This window comes from Thalassobacillus sp. CUG 92003 (assembly GCF_013618635.1).
Taxonomy (GTDB): Bacteria; Bacillota; Bacilli; order Bacillales; family Halobacillaceae; genus CUG-92003.
Map to the genome: position 1 here is coordinate 62,011 of NZ_JABLSJ010000015.1, position 14,351 is coordinate 76,361.

18 protein-coding genes are annotated in these 14,351 nt (G+C 46.0%); 10 read left to right on the forward strand and 8 right to left on the reverse strand.

The features are described from left to right. Positions 1–60: 60 nt before the first annotated feature. Positions 61–987 carry an RluA family pseudouridine synthase gene (locus tag HOP45_RS18120; protein WP_181350795.1) on the reverse strand — a complete coding sequence of 309 codons (927 nt, stop codon included), beginning with the start codon at positions 985–987 and terminating at the stop codon, positions 61–63. Between the two features lie 184 nt (positions 988–1,171). On the opposite strand from HOP45_RS18120, the gene HOP45_RS18125 reads away from it, so the two are divergent. Continuing rightward, positions 1,172–1,423, forward strand: a complete 252-nt coding sequence (locus tag HOP45_RS18125; protein WP_181350796.1) for a hypothetical protein — start codon at positions 1,172–1,174, stop codon at positions 1,421–1,423. A 529-nt stretch (positions 1,424–1,952) separates the two neighbouring features. Next, positions 1,953–2,441 carry a tetratricopeptide repeat protein gene (locus tag HOP45_RS18130; protein WP_219914674.1) on the forward strand — a complete coding sequence of 163 codons (489 nt, stop codon included), beginning with the start codon at positions 1,953–1,955 and terminating at the stop codon, positions 2,439–2,441. Positions 2,442–2,450: 9 nt separating this feature from the next. On the opposite strand, the gene HOP45_RS18135 is transcribed toward HOP45_RS18130, so the two are convergent. From HOP45_RS18135 to HOP45_RS18150, 4 genes are read right to left on the reverse strand one after another with little or no spacing between them, the layout of a single operon-like run. After that, entirely contained in the window at positions 2,451–3,161 is a 711-nt protein-coding gene (locus HOP45_RS18135) for a hypothetical protein (protein ID WP_181350797.1), read from the reverse strand. A 6-nt stretch (positions 3,162–3,167) separates the two neighbouring features. Next, entirely contained in the window at positions 3,168–3,839 is a 672-nt protein-coding gene (locus HOP45_RS18140; RefSeq protein ID WP_181350798.1) for a fluoroquinolone export ABC transporter permease subunit, read from the reverse strand. Further along, on the reverse strand, positions 3,836–4,693 hold the full coding sequence (locus HOP45_RS18145; protein ID WP_181350799.1) for an ABC transporter ATP-binding protein: 858 nt from the start codon (positions 4,691–4,693) through the stop codon (positions 3,836–3,838). The genes HOP45_RS18140 and HOP45_RS18145 overlap by 4 nt, the downstream gene beginning before the upstream one ends. Before the next feature lie 6 nt (positions 4,694–4,699). After that, entirely contained in the window at positions 4,700–5,302 is a 603-nt protein-coding gene (locus tag HOP45_RS18150) for a TetR/AcrR family transcriptional regulator (RefSeq protein ID WP_181350800.1), read from the reverse strand. A 339-nt stretch (positions 5,303–5,641) separates the two neighbouring features. Between HOP45_RS18150 and HOP45_RS18155 the strand changes: the two genes are divergently transcribed. Both HOP45_RS18155 and HOP45_RS18160 read left to right on the forward strand, forming a co-directional pair. Further along, positions 5,642–5,851 (forward strand): hypothetical protein, encoded by a 210-nt coding sequence (locus HOP45_RS18155; protein ID WP_181350801.1) that lies wholly within the window; start codon positions 5,642–5,644, stop codon positions 5,849–5,851. Positions 5,852–5,857: 6 nt separating this feature from the next. After that, positions 5,858–6,220, forward strand: a complete 363-nt coding sequence (locus HOP45_RS18160) for a winged helix-turn-helix transcriptional regulator (protein ID WP_181350802.1) — start codon at positions 5,858–5,860, stop codon at positions 6,218–6,220. A 116-nt stretch (positions 6,221–6,336) separates the two neighbouring features. Here the strand turns inward: HOP45_RS18160 and HOP45_RS18165 are convergent, their stop codons facing one another. Then, the gene (locus HOP45_RS18165; RefSeq protein ID WP_181350803.1) at positions 6,337–6,894 is read right to left on the reverse strand and encodes a hypothetical protein; all 558 of its coding nucleotides are present in this window, start codon (positions 6,892–6,894) and stop codon (positions 6,337–6,339) included. A gap of 144 nt (positions 6,895–7,038) precedes the next feature. On the opposite strand from HOP45_RS18165, the gene HOP45_RS18170 reads away from it, so the two are divergent. Genes HOP45_RS18170 through HOP45_RS18180 form a run of 3 tightly spaced genes read left to right on the forward strand, consistent with a single transcriptional unit; the run spans position 7,039 to position 9,399 of the window. Then, on the forward strand, positions 7,039–7,746 hold the full coding sequence (locus HOP45_RS18170) for a nucleotidyltransferase domain-containing protein (RefSeq protein WP_181350804.1): 708 nt from the start codon (positions 7,039–7,041) through the stop codon (positions 7,744–7,746). A 34-nt stretch (positions 7,747–7,780) separates the two neighbouring features. Beyond that, positions 7,781–8,689, forward strand: a complete 909-nt coding sequence (locus HOP45_RS18175; RefSeq protein ID WP_181350805.1) for a DMT family transporter — start codon at positions 7,781–7,783, stop codon at positions 8,687–8,689. Between the two features lie 47 nt (positions 8,690–8,736). Further along, complete coding sequence (locus HOP45_RS18180) at positions 8,737–9,399, forward strand: HAD family hydrolase (RefSeq protein WP_181350806.1); 663 nt, start codon at positions 8,737–8,739, stop codon at positions 9,397–9,399. Between the two features lie 14 nt (positions 9,400–9,413). Here the strand turns inward: HOP45_RS18180 and HOP45_RS18185 are convergent, their stop codons facing one another. Continuing rightward, the gene (locus HOP45_RS18185) at positions 9,414–9,629 is read right to left on the reverse strand and encodes a hypothetical protein (protein ID WP_181350807.1); all 216 of its coding nucleotides are present in this window, start codon (positions 9,627–9,629) and stop codon (positions 9,414–9,416) included. Positions 9,630–9,757: 128 nt separating this feature from the next. Here HOP45_RS18185 and aldA point away from each other — a divergent pair, with 128 nt between their 5' ends. Continuing rightward, a complete protein-coding gene (gene aldA / locus HOP45_RS18190) occupies positions 9,758–11,209 on the forward strand; it encodes an aldehyde dehydrogenase (protein ID WP_181350808.1) in 1,452 nt (483 codons plus the stop codon). Positions 11,210–11,362: 153 nt separating this feature from the next. Then, the gene (locus tag HOP45_RS18195) at positions 11,363–11,575 is read left to right on the forward strand and encodes a hypothetical protein (RefSeq protein WP_181350809.1); all 213 of its coding nucleotides are present in this window, start codon (positions 11,363–11,365) and stop codon (positions 11,573–11,575) included. A gap of 145 nt (positions 11,576–11,720) precedes the next feature. Here the strand turns inward: HOP45_RS18195 and queF are convergent, their stop codons facing one another. Next, positions 11,721–12,218, reverse strand: coding sequence for a preQ(1) synthase (queF, locus tag HOP45_RS18200; RefSeq protein ID WP_181350810.1), 498 nt, complete (start codon positions 12,216–12,218; stop codon positions 11,721–11,723). A 336-nt stretch (positions 12,219–12,554) separates the two neighbouring features. Here queF and acsA point away from each other — a divergent pair, with 336 nt between their 5' ends. Beyond that, the gene (gene acsA, locus HOP45_RS18205) at positions 12,555–14,270 is read left to right on the forward strand and encodes an acetate--CoA ligase (RefSeq protein WP_181350811.1); all 1,716 of its coding nucleotides are present in this window, start codon (positions 12,555–12,557) and stop codon (positions 14,268–14,270) included. The last annotated feature ends 81 nt before the right edge of the window (positions 14,271–14,351 follow it).

The window sequence follows — 14,351 nt, forward strand, 5'->3', positions numbered from 1 at the left end:
TATAGCCGCTAGATGGGCGATTCTCCATATTAGCCAGTATCCTGATCTTCCCTACAAGACTCAGCTATTCAAGTAATGATCAAGGTCATAGTCGAACATCTGAGAAGCTTCCTGAAAAGGGGCCACACACGTTATCTCTTCATATGAAATGGGATGCAAAAAGGTAAGCTTCGCTGCATGCAAAGCGTGGTGCCCGGTAGTATCCCGGTCCCCGCCATACAAGGTATCGCCGAGAAGAGGATGGCCCAGGTGATTCATGTGTACCCTGATTTGATGCGTTTTTCCAGTCTCTAGCTGCACGTGCATGAGGGTGAGGTCATGGTCGGGATCATAGTCCAGCACTTGGAAATGAGTGACGGCCATGGTACCTGTGGACGAAACCCTTCTGCGGGTGGCGTGGTGCCGGTCTTTGCCGATCGGCTGGCGGATGAGTCCGCTTTTTTGCTTCACCTTTCCTTCTACCAAGGCAACATAGGTGCGGGCAATTTTTTTCTTTTCTAAAAGACGTCCAAGGATAGCGCCTGCCAGGGCGTGTTTGGCATATAGGACAGCGCCTGTTGTATCTTGGTCCAAACGATGGACGTGACGTACCTTCGCTTCTACACCACTCGTTTGAAAGTGAAACGCAACAGCATGATCCAGTGTATCAGTCTGTTCTTCTGAGGTAGGGTGCACCCGCATGCCGGCCGGTTTGTTCACGACGAGCGCGTGGTCATCTTCGTACAAAATATCAAGCTCAATAAATTGCGGCTCTATCCCAAGTGGTTCGGGGGGAAAAAGGTGGACGTGCAAACGATCTCCTTCACTTAGCACGGTATGCCACGGCTTCACCTCGCCGTTTAGCTTAACGCCTTTCGTCATCCGAATTTGGTGCAATAACTTGCGCGGCGTTTTCCAGAAGGTCTTCAAGATATACTCAATCGTGTTCCCACGCCATTCTTTTGGGACGCTAATATCGAGCCATTCCCCTTTTTTTCTCATCTCCATGTCGCTTCACCGATCCTGACCTGATTAGAATTAATATAACTAGGATTACCATATCACAAATTTCGTATGATGACGGGAGAAAAATTCTTTGAATCCTCTCGTTATTTGTCGTTTTTATTGAAATTAAATGGGGTATATCTTTAATAGTTATAGGTAGTCAGTATCACATTTGGAGGAAAGTTATATGAAACTTAAGGAGCGTTTAATAGTTGAAGGATTTGATGTAGTTGATATTTTAGTCATTGATGAAGAGAACAATAATACGACAATTTCGGATGTGTCGTTAACGAAAGTCAATGATTTGGAGTACAAATTGTACCTTCAACCTGAATCAGTCGAATATAAGCTGAACGAGGAGTACCCTCATTTTATTGCTAAACAGGAAGATGACGAAGGGGAGTTGAAAGATGTTAAAGGTTACATTCTGGAATGGTGATGGACTCTATCATTAAAAGGCGCATGTGTTGACGAATCAAAAAACCATTACTCACCATCGGCCAGGAATATAGAAGACTCTTACGAGATAATACGGGTTTCGTGCCCGTATAAGAGGTTGGGATGGCTTTGAAACAACTCGCTTTTCTGCGGGGGACCAGCAAGCCTCCTTTTCTTAATTGTAGGAAGTTGAGAAAACGTCTTATCGATGCTTTGATATAGAAATAAGATCATGTGAAGCACTATTTGGCGTTTCCGTTTTCCCCACTAAAGCAAGAAGGGCCGTAAAATCGCGAGACTCCTGTGGGATGTAAATGCTCGGTGAGATCCCGCAAGGTAAAGCCTGAGGAAGCTCACCACATGCCCACGAAAAACGAGTGATTTTCCGGCCCTTCAAGCACAATCCTTTATAACGGAAACCGCCAAACTGTGTCTCGAGACCGAGTCTTCCGTACGAAACATCAACATGAGTTTTAAAAAGCCTTTCAAAAAAGGGCCCTTTTATCTATTAAAAATGGGAGGATGGACAAATGAAGGTGTTAGAGGATTTACGGCAAGAGCTTCATTTAAGGCGGGAAGGAGAATTTGATCAATCAAATCAAATTTTGAGTCGTCTGGCTGACGAGGAGTCGGATCAACCCTCTATCCAATATCAAGCAGCCTGGAGCTTTGATATTTTAGGGAGGGAAGAAACTGCCGTTACTTACTATGAGAAAGCCATTGAAACAGGTTTGGAGGGAGAAGAACTTGAAGATGCTTATGTCGCTCTGGGAAATACGTATCGAAATTTAGGACACTATCAAGCTGCCAGCCAGACCCTGGAACAAGGGATGAAACAGTTCCCCCATAATCGAGCGATGCAAGTATTTTACAGCATGACGTTATATAATTTGGGTAATCATGACAACGCCATGACGTTGCTTTTGCAAAACCTGACCGCTACTTCAAACGATCCCAATATTATGGCTTTCCATAAGGCCATCAATTTTTATTCAGACAAATTGGATGAGGTGTGGTGAATACGGCCCTTATCCTTCAGCTTTCTTTAGGAATTTCCCCCACAGGTAAACAATCCACAGCAGACTGGTTAACAGGCTCCCTGCGCACAAACTGATTTGTAAGGCCACGTCCTGGAATGTAAAGCTGGCCATGAACCAGGCGGGTGGCAAGACGTATGCGCCCCACGCCCACCATGCATCAATAAAAGGGAAGACGGCGGAGAGGAGTAAGACGAGATTGATGAGTTTGGAACAGGCTAATCCCTCTACTTTATTGCGAGCGAACACCGCCAGGACCAGCATAACGACCGGCGCTTGAGCTGTAGCACTTAGAATGGCTGCTGTTAACACGATCCAACTCACGTTTTGCGTGCCATAGATAATCACGACCACGATGGAAAGCACGATGGATAATAAGATCGGAAGCAGCATGCGAAAGATAAAATAGCCGTGCGCCTGAAGCGGGGTGATGGCATAGTAACGATACAATCCCTGGCCTTTTTCTTCAAGTACGAGAAATCCGGTTAACATGCCAATCATGAGGGGTGTCATGAGAATTAAAGCGCCCAGATACAGAGGGTGCTCAGCTGGCATGGCAAACGGCAGATAAGGAAGAGCCAGGGGAAGCCCGACTTTCAAAAACATGAGCAGCAACAAGGGCGCGGCCAGTGTCAGCAGCAAGATAGGATCGCGCATCATTTGTTTGCGGTCCACCCGCCATAATGTCAGCATTCTGTTCATGTCATGTTACCCCCTTAGCACACGTTTTAATGAAAGATGAGCAATAAAGAAAAACAACCATATCCAGAGGAATAAAACGGTAGCCATGCCCCACCAGGCAGGGTCTCCTGCAAGCGGATAAAGTAAACTGAGTCCTGCACGTGCCGGGAAAAGATACCAGATGATGTGAGAGAATCCTGGTATCAACTCCAAAAGCGGCACGTAAAGGCTCGTGATGACGATAGCCCCAAACATTAAATACTGGTTAATCGAAGTTAAGTGGATACATAGGGCAAATCCGGCCAAGGTAAAAAAGATTGAGCTTAAGACAACGCCCAGTATAAATAAGGCGGGGTGCTCCGGTACGCCGATGGATCCGATGTGAATCACGAGACTGCTAGATAGGGACAGGGACAGCAATGACATGACTTTGCTGAGCACGTAGAAACTTCGTCGGACTGGCGCTGCGGATAGTGGCCGGAAGATCCCTTGATCTTTTTCAAACAAGACCATGGCACCGATGAAAAAGAACCCCAGCATGGTCGGGTCTGTGAAAATGATAGCCGTAGCTGTTTCGAGCTTCCATGTGTCAGGGACGAAGCCCAGCACCATCAGGTAAAACAACGTCACGATCACATATACGAGATAGAAGCCGTGGCGCCACTGAAAGCGGATATCTTGCTTCAGAAGTGTCATCATCCATCTAACTTCCTTCCTGTGACGTGAATGAACACATCGTCTAATGAAGCTTCCTGGGAATGAATCGTTTCTAATGTCCCGGCTTGTAGTGCCTCAGTGATGATAGAGTGCCGGTCATAGTCGTCAAATGCTACGACGACTTCCTCCCTTTCTTCTCCTGAGTTGATCGTCAAACTGATGCGTTTCTGGCCGTATAATAGTTGCAGCTGCTTTGGCGGTGCAATGACCGGAATAGCACCATCGACAATAAAAGCAAGTTGATCACATATATCTTGTGCTACCGACATGTGATGGGTACTGAGGACGATCGTTACGCCTTTTTCCTGCTGTTCTTTCAAGATGTCTTTCACCACGACACTCCAGGAAGGATCGAGCCCTGATGTCGGCTCATCCAGCAGCAGCAATTGTGGTTCATGCTGCAGGGCGCGGCACAAACTCAGCCTCATTTTCATGCCTTTCGAGAAACTTCCTACGCGTTGATGAGCAGCTTCAATCAGTCCGAAGCGTTCCAGCCAATACATAGGATCGCCTGTCGTTTGCTTATATAAAGAACCAAAAAATTCGAGGTTTTCTACTGCTGTCAATTTTTCATAGAAATCTGCTGTTTCAAAAACAACGCCGATCATATTATAGAAACTTCTCGGAAGACGGTGCATGTCATAGTTCCATATCGTCATGCTGCCTTCGAAGGTGGGCAGGAGACCCGTCAATAGTTTTTGTAGTGTGCTTTTGCCGGCACCAGATGGACCGATTAAGCCGAAGATTTCACCCGGGCTGATTTTGAATGATAAATCACTCAGTGCAGGGGAAAGTCCACGGGGATAGGTATAGCTGAGATTTTCAACCCGAATCATGTTCATTCACCCCCTTTTGATAAGATAAGCAGCTAAACTTTCTGCCATGACCTCTATCGTTTTGTCGTACCAGGCCGCTCCGATCTCATGTTTGTGTAAAGATTGCAACATAAAGGCACGAACAGTGGATGTGATAATCTCAGGCTCGATATGTTTCATACATCCATTTGCCTGCCAGCGCTTAATGATTGGTTGGAGCTCTTCCAGGTCGTCTAACGTATGAGCATCCAGATGAAGCTGGTCGACTTTGCGCTTTAAGGCTTCGTATTCTTCAGGTATGAATAAAAGAGAAAGAAGCGCGCTGTTTTCCACTTCATAGACCGCTGTCAGCAACATTTGTTTAAAGCTATCGACGGTTGGCTGTTCCAATTTAAGGAAGGGTGCCAGTGTTTGTTTGATGCGCTCTTCCTCTTCTCCTAATAGCTGATAGAATAAGTGCTCTTTTGATTCAACAAACCGATAAAACGAGCCCTGTGATATCCCGGCTGCTTTCGTAAGCTGGGCGACACTCGTTTTGCGAATGCCGTATTGTGCAAATAATGAACGACCTTTTACCTTGAGAGTGGCCATGATTTTATCCGATTCGTCTGCAGAAAAGCCACGTGGCATAGCGTTACCCCACCTTTTTGAATATATGAATAATATATTTTTTTGTTCATATAAAATATATCGTATTGGGGCGGCATTGTCTAATTGTAGACAATCGTACCAGGTACCTGTTCACTATTGTGTACTGTCCTTATGATACGTCGATAGGAGAAAATTTGATTGTATGTTTGTCTATAACGGGGCTCAGAGGGGACAAAAGGACGGAGTGACTATCGAACAGACTGGAAAATACATGAAATTAATTGGCAGTTACACTTTTGTAAGTACTTGTGGGGAGGAATAAAACCCAATAAAATTAAAGAGCACACTATCATTTTGTAGTACAATTGGGGTGAGAGATTGAGGAGTAACATAACGCCTATTTTCCCAATATTTGAAGAATTTCTAGAATTAGTCGCTTTATGGGAGAAACATACAGACGAGACAAATGAACATATCGTTCCTCAGACAATGAGTGTACTGAATAAAGTATATGCTCAAGGGATGATGGAAGGTTATAAAAAAGCTGTCGATCATCATCAAGCGGAGGATCACAGTGATACGGAGTGAAAATGAGTGGGAACTTCAATCGGTATTACACTAGAAGTAGTTTGTGGGAAATGGAAGGGTTTGATTCTCTGGAAGCTGCTTCATGTGGAAAGCATCAGGTTCAATGAATTGAAACGGGCAGTGGATGGAGATATTTCATCTCGTATTCTATCAAGAGAGCTGAACAAACTCATCGAAGATGGCCTGGTGGAACGAATCGACTTTCAGGAGGTCCCCCCTAAGGTCGCGTATAAAATGACTGAGTACGGTCAAACGACTGAAGTGTTTTTGCGCAGTATGAATAAGTGGGGGCTGGAGCATAAAAAGCTATCCGTCAGTCGCAGCGAAATGGCAGATCTCGTAAAAGAGGATCATGATCCTTTTAATTGAAAGTACTCTTGGTAGGGTTTTCTTTACAAAAAACAAGGATTGGTGAGTTTACACCAGTCCTTGTTTTTATGGAGAAAAAGGGAGAGGGAGCCCTTTTGTGTCATACGCTGATTTTTTTAGTCCTGAACTTGTGAAATCAAGTTTTCCATCTTATCCAGGGCTTCTTCCTGCTTCATTTTTTCACTGAACATGGTCCGCAAAGCATAAGACGTTTCCTCAAATGATACAGCATACGTCCCTCCTTGACTGGGCTGCTCTTTAAAAGTAACTTCTGTCCCGTCCACCTGAGTCGTCTCCGCATCCATCAACCCGGGCTCCCCTGGGGTAATCGTTACGATTAAACGTGATTCATCTTCCGGATTTCCGCGTAATACGGTTTGATTCTCTTGTTCTTCCAATCTGCTTTTAGCATCCTCGCTTAAGGAACTCGATTCATCGTCAGGCAGATTGTAGCCGATCTTGACCTGGGTAAGATCGGATTGTGGACGCGTTTGTAATATAGTGCTGTGCATCTGATAGTCTTCGAACGTTGGAATGGTCACCTCATAATCGACTTCCTCCTCTATCTCTGCTTCCAACTCCTCATGCTCAGATTCTGCTTCTTCTTCGCCATTGCACCCTGCTGTAAGCATGAGGGTAAGGGCGCTTAGACACCCTATTAGTGCTGATTTCATTAGACACCTCCTGAACTATAAGTTTTCACTAATAGGACGATTTTCACGGTTGTGAAGTTTTTGATTTGCAAAATTTTCTATATATTCAGGTGAGGTCTGGTAGAATAATAGGCAATGAGGAACGAAGCCCAGGGGGGACATGGAATGAATCAAGACGCGTTGAATGCAGCTGTTGAACTTGCCGAGGAGATGTTTGAAGACAGCAGTACGGTTTTGCTGTGCGGGAGTGTGGTCAGAGGGGAAGATACGCATACGTCTGACTTGGATATAGTCGTGTTCGACCCGAATGTTGAAGCGTCACATCGCCGCTCCTTTTTTTATCAGGAATGGCCTGTGGAGTTGTTTGTCCATAATTTGACTTCTTATCAGTCCTTTTACCGCCAGGATATTGAACGGGCTCGCCCCTCTTTGCCGCAAATGGTTGCAGAAGGGCGCGTGATTCGAGATACTGGGCATGCTTATGCCCTGCAAAAAGAAGCACGGCAGATTCTAGAAGCGGGGCCGTCGCCTTGGAGTATGGAGCAGATCCGGCAGAAGCGCTATTTTATCACGGATACCTTAGATGATTTGCTTGGAGCAAAGCACCGTCGTGAGGGGATCTTCATCGTGCCGCGATTGGCCGAGTTAGTCCATGAATTTGCATTAAGGACCAACGGGTGTTGGATCGGCCAAACAAAGTGGATTCCGCGTACGCTAATGCAATTCGATGAAGAGTTTGCTCAGCGCTTTATCCGGGTACTAGATGCTTACTATCAGGAAGGTGAAATTGACGGAATTGTTTCGCTGGTGGATGAGGTCTTGGCTCCTCATGGTGGCCGGTTGTTCGACGGCTTCTCCATTGGGGAGCCTTAAACGAGTAGATAGATAGGAAAGGAGGCAGCGTCTCATGAAAGCATACGGACTTGTCCTATTTGCAATCATTTTATTTTCAGGTAACTTTATCGCAGGTAAATTAGCTGCGGAGGCCATCCCTCCTTTCACGCTAGCCTGGTTTCGCACGTTCATTGCTCTTCTTCTCGTGTTGACGTTTGCTCGGCGTCAGTTTAAGCATACACGAAAGACTATGCTGCAGGAATGGAAAGCCCTGACGGGGATGGCCATTACCGGAATTGTTTTATTCCCGGCACTCGTGTATATGGCACTCGATTATACGACGACGATCAACGCATCGATCGTCGAGGCTCTGACCCCTTCTGTAGCGATCATCCTCAGTTTCTTTTTTTTGAATGAGCGGTTAGGCAAACGACAGCTGCTTGGCGTTATCATATCTTTTTTGGGTGTTATTTATATCGTGACCCAAGGCTCGCTCGAGGTGTTACTGAATCTCGGTTTTAATCTAGGTGATTTAATTATGCTAGGAGCGGTCATTTGCTGGGCCACCTACTCGTTGCTCGTCACGAAGCATGGACCCAAATTTCCGTTATATGGAAGCTTGTTGTTTATGCTGCTTGTGGGCAATGCAGTGCTATTTGTCGTGGCAGCGTTGGGAGAATGGATGTTCGGGGGCTTGCAAATTGATTGGAGCATGAAGGTGCTGTTTAGCGTCTTGTATACTGGCATCTTTCCGGCCGTCATCGCGTTATTGGCCTGGAATATGGCCGTGGCCATGATCGGCCCTGCTAAAACATCGATCTTCCTCAATTTAATTCCGGTCGTGACGGCAGCACTGGCCTTTCTCTTCCTGGGCGAAACGATCGCAATGCAGCAAATTTTAGGCGGAGCGTTTGTCTTACTCGGTGTCTTTTTGACGACGAAACAGAACAAAGCCTACCGTCAGCAGCAGGGGTCACGATAGAACTTAATGGTGATGAGAATCGTCTAAAGGGGTAAGGAGGTCATGGTATGATAAAAGCGATTATATTTGATTTCGATGGTTTGATTTTAGATACCGAAACGATCGAGCTTCAGTCATTTCGGGAACTGTATGAGGGACATGGCGTTCCATTTCCGGAGGAGGAATGGTTAGAAAAGATCGGGACCGCTCTATCGTACGATCCTTACGCGGCTTTATGCGAAGCCTGTCCTGAACGTGAACGGAGCGAATTCAAACGAACACGAGAGCGACAGTATGATGCGCTTATCCAGACTGCCCAACTTCGTGAAGGTGTTGTAGATTATATCAAACAAGCCCGGGACATGGGATTGGCGGTCTGCATCGCTTCTAGTTCACCTAGGAGCTGGATTGAGTGGCATTTGGATATGATCGGAATGAGCGGGTGGTTTGATGTGATCAGTTGTGCGGATGATGTGAGTGAAGTGAAACCAAATCCTGCTGTATATCAGAACGTACTGGTTCAGTTGAATCTTGGTGCAGAGGAAGCGCTCGTATTCGAGGATTCCCCGAACGGGTCATTAGCAGCCATTAATGCGGGCATTCAATGTGTAGTCGTTCCAAATGATACAACGCGCCATCTTACCTTTAGCGATCGCACGTTGCTGACACTCCAATCGAAACAAGACATGAGCCTGCCCGAGGTGCTTGCTCACATCAAAACGGCTGATTGAAGGTGGTTCATCAATCATTCATTTTGCGCTTTCGGGCTATCATTGTCCTCATCGCCGCCATCGTGGTTTTCGTTCCAGTCAATGCGGCTTGCCACTAAAAACAATACACCAGAGCCGAGCAGGACACTGCCGATGATCAGTTCAGACATGACGAATAGAAGCACAACGGAAGCAATCAAGTTCATCAAACCCACAGCAGCAAACAGCCACGATAAAAGATTCCGTCTCACTTGCTTCACCTCCACCGCTTTTCTCCATTATATAGGAACCTCAAGCCTTAGTCATCGGTCTATCGGTTTGTTTAATCAGAGAATGCATGTGGTAGATATTGTATAGAACGCTTAAAGGAGGTTCTATATTGCAAACCCATCATTTATATATAAACGGCGAATATGTCGATTCAACAGCTAATGAATGGCTTGATATCATCAACCCCGCGACTGAAGGGGTGGTATCTCAGACACCTAAAGCCACACAAGAGGATGTAGACCGAGCGGTAACAGCTGCTCGGCAGGCTCAAAAGGGCTGGGAGTTGACCCCTAATATTGAGCGCGGTCAAATTGTACGCAAACTCGGAGATAAAATAGAAGAGAATCGTGCCACGTTCATTGATTTGCTGCAACAGGAGCAAGGAAAAGATTACGAACTAGCTAGTGGCGAAGTAGATCTGGCTATCGACTATTTCCGATACACGTCGGAATGGGCACGCCGTATTGAAGGCGAAATCGTCCCGAGCGATCGGGAGAATGAAAATATATTCATTTATAAAAAACCGATCGGCATCGTCGCAGGGATTGTGCCTTGGAACTTCCCTGTCTTCATTCTTGCCCGCAAAGTGGCAACAGCGTTGGTAACAGGGTGCACCATTGTGCTGAAACCGAGCCAGCAAACGCCTAATACTGCGTCAGAATTTACAAAACTCATCGATGAGATGGACGAGATTCCTAAAGGCGTTTATAACTTCATCACTGGCACCGGTTCGGAAATCGGCAACGCGTTAGCCAAGCATGAAGATGTCGACATGGTGACTATGACTGGCAGTATACCAGCCGGCACCAAGGTAATGGAAGCCGCTGCGCAAAACATTACCAAAGTCAATCTCGAACTTGGCGGGAAAGCGCCTGCTATCGTAACCGCCCACGCCGATTTAGATGTCGCAGCTGAGAATATTACAATATCAAGATTAGCCAACAATGGGCAGGCTTGTACAAACGCAGAACGGGTTTACGTGCACGAAAGTGTTGCCGAAGACCTGATCGACAAGCTGAAAGCCCAGTTTGAAAATAAGTCGATTGACAATCCACGCGAAAGCACGGATGCTGACATTGGTCCACTCGTGAGCCAGGATCGACTTGAAACGGTCGATAGCATGGTGAAGAACGCTGTATCAGCTGGAGCTGAAGTCGTCACAGGCGGCGAGCCGGCTGACGTGGAAACAGGCTATTTCTATAAGCCGACCATTCTGCAAAATGTTACGCAGGAAATGGAAGTCATCCAAGATGAAATCTTTGGCCCCGTCATTCCTGTCACGACTTTTTCTGATTTGAATGAAGCCATTGATAAAGGCAACGATACCGAGTATGGGCTATCTTCCTCTGTCTACAGTGAGGATATGAACGAAATCATGCGGGTTACGAATGAACTGCGCTTCGGTGAAACGTTCGTTAACCGCGAAAACTTTGAAGCGGTTCAAGGCTACCATGCCGGCATGCGGAAATCCGGCCTTGGCGGCACGGATGGACGCCATGGAATGGAAGACTTCCTGGCGACACAAGTTGTCTATATGCAATATAAAAACGATAAGCACTAACAAAATCGCGGACTTAGTATCGCTATGACAGCATGTGGTGGCACCTGGGGTCACCCATGCTGTTTTTTTACTCATCACGATGAAACGTTTTTTAGGTTTCGAGCGTATCTTTAAGGAATAAGATTTGAATCATATCAAAAAGGGGGGATCAGGTTGTTTCGGACCTATTTATCAAAGCGCAAAGCCGTCTGGAAACGCAGTTTACTGGTCGCATTGATCGCTTATGTTGTAGCGCAGGTATTAATGTATATCATCTCACAGTCTATTGCGCTCTTAGGAGGTCTTCTGATCGCTTATTTTGCCTTTGAATTGAGTTTCTTCTATTTCCATAACGACGAACAAACCTCTCATCATATTCGTTTGTAACCCAATCCGTTCCTGTGGAAAGCGACTCTAAAACACAAAAATCCGAACGATTTCAGCGAACGTTCGGATTTTTTGTTTTATTTAGTTTTGTCCACCCACTCTTTTGTTCGTTTCATAATGCGATACCTTGGTCTCTTATGAGTGGTTAACGGTTATCGACATGTTCAGGGTAGAGGTCATGATTGATCATCCGGTGTTCGGCCATCTGTTCAAACTTCGTACCAGGCTTGCCATAATTGCAAAAAGGATCAATCGAAATGCCACCTCTAGGCGTGAATTTTCCCCAAATTTCAATATAGCGCGGGTCCATCAAGTCGATGAGATCGTTCATTATCATATTGACGCTGTCTTCATGAAAACCGCCATGGTTACGAAAACTGAAAAGATAGAGCTTGAGTGATTTACTCTCTACCATGTTGATATCCGGAATGTAGCTGATATACAAGGTGGCAAAGTCCGGCTGGCCGGTTTTAGGGCATAACGTCGTAAATTCCGGGCAGTTGAACTTCACGAAATAATCACGTTGCGGATGGTTGTTCTCAAAGGTTTCCAACACAGTGGGATCGTAATCAAATGAGTAAGAGGTGGCTTGATTACCGAGCAGCGATAAATCCTCCAGCTGGTCCTCGTCTCGTTCGGCCATATTATGACTCCTTTCTTTTATCGTAAGTGTATGTGAAGATTTTTTTTCTTTTGTTACGGTAAAATCCTAGCAAAACGGTGGTATAACGAAGCCTATTATATAAACCCCGGTTATCTCTGTCAATTTAAAGGAGAAACGGGTCAAAGGAACTATTATGTAAATCTTATGGCTTATCACTTTAAAATTCTCCCTATTTCGACTAAAATAAGAAGTAATTCACGAAATCTTTAGAAAAGTTTAAATAAGAAAGCAAGCGTTTATATATAAATAGAAGCGTTGCTTTTTTATACTTAAACGAGAAACCGTTTCCAAACTATTCGATGAGGTGATTTTTTTATGGACATGCAAACCATTCCAGCACGTACAGGTAATCATAACCTGCAGGACTATCAGGAAGCGTATAAGAATTTCGATTGGGAAAGTGTGAAGAGCGAATTTACCTGGAGCGAAACCGGGAAGGTCAATATCGCCTATGAAACGATTGACCGTCATGCCGATAATCCAGACAAAAAGGATCAGCCTGCTTTGATTTACACCGACCCGGAACGTGAAGAAACCTTAACGTTTGAAGACTTGAAGTTTAAAAGTAACCAGTTTGCCAATGTATTGAAAAAGCACAACATAGAGAAAGGCGACCGTGTTTTCTTGTTTATGCCAAGGAGCCCGGAATTTTATGCTGCATTTTTAGGTATTTTGAAGGTGGGCGCGATTGCCGGTCCGCTATTTGAAGCCTTTATGGAACAGGCGGTCCGCGACCGTCTTGAGGACAGTGAGGCAACGATGCTCATCACCACGCCGGAGCTACTTGAGCGTGTACCGGAAAACGATTTGCCGAACCTTAAACAAGTCGTGCTCGTAGGCGACACGTCAGGCGTGTCGGATGACTATATTGATTATCATAAAGAAATGGACAGCGCGTCTCAGGACTTTGATATTGAGTGGGTGGACCTGGAAGATGGCTTGCTGCTTCATTACACGTCAGGTTCAACCGGTAAGCCAAAAGGCGTTTACCACGTGCACAATGCAATGCTTCAGCATTACCAAACCGGAAAATGGGTGCTGGATTTGAAAGAAGGCGATGTTTACTGGTGTACGGCAGACCCAGGCTGGGTTACCGGGACAAGCTACGGGATTTTTGCACCGTGGTTGAATGGCGTGACCAACGTCGTACGCGGCGGTCGTTTCAGCCCGGATGCCTGGTACGAAACGATTGCTCAACATAATATCAGTGTGTGGTATTCCGCTCCGACGGCTTTCCGTAAATTGTTGAGCGCAGGGGACGAGCCCGTTAAAAGACACGATCTATCTTCCTTGCGCCACATTCTAAGCGTTGGTGAGCCGCTTAACCCAGAGGTCATTACCTGGGGCGTCAAAGTGTTTGACTTGCGAATCCACGACACATGGTGGATGACCGAAACTGGAGCGATGCTCATTTGTAACTATCCGGCTGTGGATGTGCTTCCAGGTTCAATGGGTAAGCCATTCCCTGGAATTGAAGCGGCTATTGTCGATAATGAGGGCAACGAGCTGCCTGCCAATCAGATGGGGAACCTGGCGATCAAAGAAGGGTGGCCTTCCATGATGCGCGCTATTTGGAAAAACCCCGGTAAATTTGAAAGCTACTTCATTAATGGGTGGTATGTGTCTGGCGACAGTGCGTACCAGGATGAAAATGGCTACTTCTGGTTCCAGGGTCGTTTGGATGATGTCATTAACACATCCGGCGAGCGCGTCGGGCCATTTGAAGTTGAAAGCAAATTGATTGAACATGAAGCTGTAGCTGAAGCCGGCGTCATCGGAAAGCCCGATCCGGAACGTGGCGAGATTATTAAAGCGTTCGTCACCTTGAATGAAGGGTATACCGAAAATGACGAGCTGCTTGAAGACATTCGTCAGTTCGTTAAATCCGGCCTAGCAGCGCATGCGGCACCGAGAGAAATAGAGATTACCGATACCATTCCAAAAACGCGCAGCGGTAAAATCATGCGCCGCCTGTTGAAGTCCTGGGAACTTGGACTTCCGACAGGAGACACGTCGACACTAGAAGAGTAATCACCTTATAGGAGAACGCGTTGCCCCTCGGAAGGGCAGCGCGTTTTATCTGACTGACCACTGAGAGGAACTGGACGTTCC

Coding starts and splice junctions, on each gene's coding strand:
- HOP45_RS18120 (WP_181350795.1), bottom strand. CDS start 987: ATGGAGATGAGAAAAAAAGGGGAATGGCTCGATATTAGCGTCCCAAAA.
- HOP45_RS18125 (WP_181350796.1), top strand. CDS start 1,172: ATGAAACTTAAGGAGCGTTTAATAGTTGAAGGATTTGATGTAGTTGAT.
- HOP45_RS18130 (WP_219914674.1), top strand. CDS start 1,953: ATGAAGGTGTTAGAGGATTTACGGCAAGAGCTTCATTTAAGGCGGGAA.
- HOP45_RS18135 (WP_181350797.1), bottom strand. CDS start 3,161: ATGAACAGAATGCTGACATTATGGCGGGTGGACCGCAAACAAATGATG.
- HOP45_RS18140 (WP_181350798.1), bottom strand. CDS start 3,839: ATGATGACACTTCTGAAGCAAGATATCCGCTTTCAGTGGCGCCACGGC.
- HOP45_RS18145 (WP_181350799.1), bottom strand. CDS start 4,693: ATGATTCGGGTTGAAAATCTCAGCTATACCTATCCCCGTGGACTTTCC.
- HOP45_RS18150 (WP_181350800.1), bottom strand. CDS start 5,302: ATGCCACGTGGCTTTTCTGCAGACGAATCGGATAAAATCATGGCCACT.
- HOP45_RS18165 (WP_181350803.1), bottom strand. CDS start 6,894: ATGAAATCAGCACTAATAGGGTGTCTAAGCGCCCTTACCCTCATGCTT.
- HOP45_RS18170 (WP_181350804.1), top strand. CDS start 7,039: ATGAATCAAGACGCGTTGAATGCAGCTGTTGAACTTGCCGAGGAGATG.
- HOP45_RS18175 (WP_181350805.1), top strand. CDS start 7,781: ATGAAAGCATACGGACTTGTCCTATTTGCAATCATTTTATTTTCAGGT.
- HOP45_RS18180 (WP_181350806.1), top strand. CDS start 8,737: ATGATAAAAGCGATTATATTTGATTTCGATGGTTTGATTTTAGATACC.
- queF (WP_181350810.1), bottom strand. CDS start 12,218: ATGGCCGAACGAGACGAGGACCAGCTGGAGGATTTATCGCTGCTCGGT.
- acsA (WP_181350811.1), top strand. CDS start 12,555: ATGGACATGCAAACCATTCCAGCACGTACAGGTAATCATAACCTGCAG.